This is a genomic window from Betaproteobacteria bacterium, assembly GCA_016791345.1.
Taxonomy (GTDB): Bacteria; Pseudomonadota; Gammaproteobacteria; order Burkholderiales; family JAEUMW01; genus JAEUMW01.
Window position 1 is genome coordinate 1 of record JAEUMW010000172.1, and the last position, 1,692, is coordinate 1,692.

At 66.0% G+C, this 1,692-nt stretch carries 2 protein-coding genes; both read left to right on the forward strand.

Going from position 1 to position 1,692, the window contains the following annotated elements; all coding sequences use genetic code 11:
• The coding region (locus JNK68_06655) for an FtsX-like permease family protein (protein ID MBL8540036.1) at positions 1-709 on the forward strand (709 nt) is incomplete at its 5' end.
• Positions 710-713: 4 nt separating this feature from the next.
• On the forward strand, positions 714-1,692 hold a 979-nt coding region (locus JNK68_06660), incomplete at its 3' end, for an ABC transporter permease (GenBank protein ID MBL8540037.1).

Sequence of the window (1,692 nt, forward strand, 5' to 3'; positions counted from 1 at the left end):
CGTGGTGCCTCTGCGCGGCACGATCTATCCGGGAACGTGGAGCTTCGTCGTGCGCGGCATCTACGACGGCGCCGAGAAGAGCACGGATACGAGCCAGATGTTCTTCCACTGGGACTACCTGAACGAGACCATCAAGCGCACGGCGCCCAAGCGCGGCGACAGCACGGGGATCTACATCGTGCGCATCGCCTCGCCCGATCTCGCCTCCGAGGTCGCGGCAGGCATCGACCACGAGTTCCGCAACAGCCTGGCGGAGACGCTGACGGAAACCGAGAAGGCCTTCCAGCTCGGCTTCGTCGCGATGACCGAGGCGATCGTCGTCGCCATCCGCATCGTGTCGTTTCTCGTCATCTTCATCATTCTGGCGGTCATGGCCAACACCATGGCGATGACGGCGCGCGAGCGCACCGCGGAGTATGCGACGCTGAAGGCGCTCGGCTTCGGGCCGGCATTTCTGAGCCGCCTCGTATTCGGCGAGTCGCTCACGATCGCATTGGCTGGCGGTGCCGCGGGTGTCGCGTTGACCTTTCCCGTGGCCACCGCGTTTGCGGAGCGCATGGGCACGCTCTTCCCGGTGTTCAACGTCTCGCGCGAGACGGTCTGGATGCAGCTCGCGGCGGCGCTCACTGTCGGCTGCGCGGCGGCCATCGTGCCGGCAGTGCGGGCGAGTCGCGTGCGCATCGCGGAGGGGCTGCGCGCCGTCGGCTGAATTCGTGAAGATCCCGCTTTCCTACATCGTCCGCAACCTGTGGACACGCAGGCTGACCACGCTGCTCACGGCCGGCGGCATGGCGCTCGTGGTCTTCGTCTTCGCCACCGTGCTGATGCTGGAGGAGGGGCTGCGTGCAACACTCGTACAGACCGGCCGCCGGGACAACGCCGTCGTCATCCGGCGTTCCGCCGGTGCCGAAGTGCAGAGTGCCATCGAACGCGACCAGGCTGCGATCGTCGCGAGCGCCCCCGAAATCGCGCACGGTGCGGACGGCGAGCCGCTCGTCTCGAAGGAGGTGGTGGTGCTCATCAGCCTCGAGAAGCGTGCCTCGGCCAGTCCTTCGAATGTCGTCATTCGCGGCGTCGGCAGCCAGGGCCTGGCGCTGCGGCCGCAGGTCGAGCTCACTCAAGGCCGGATGTTCCGGCCTGGCTCGTCCGAGATCATCGCCGGGCGTGCCATCGCCGAGCGCTTCAACGGCGCGGGGCTGAACGAGACCCTGCGCTTCGGCGGGCGTGAGTGGACCGTCGTCGGCCTCTTCGACGCCGGCGGCAGCGGCTTCGATTCGGAAATCTGGGGCGATGGCGAGCAGATGATGCAGGCGTTTCGCCGCAACGCCTATTCGGTCACGGTGGCAAAGCTCGTCGCAGCCGACCGCTTCGACGCATTCAAGACGAGTCTCGAACGCGATCCGCGGCTCACCATCGAGGCCAAGCGCGAGACGGCGTTCTACGCCGAGCAGTCGGAGATGCTGGCGAATTTCATCCGCATTCTCGGCATGAGCCTGTCGATCATCTTTTCGCTGGGCGCGATCATCGGTGCCATGATCACGATGTATGCGGCGGTGTCGAATCGAACCGGAGAGATCGGCACCTTGCGGGCGCTGGGCTTTCGCCGGCGCAGCATTCTCGCTGCATTTCTGCTCGAATCGCTGTTTCTGTCGCTGCTCGGTGGCGTGGTCGGGCTCTGTCTCGCATCGCTCA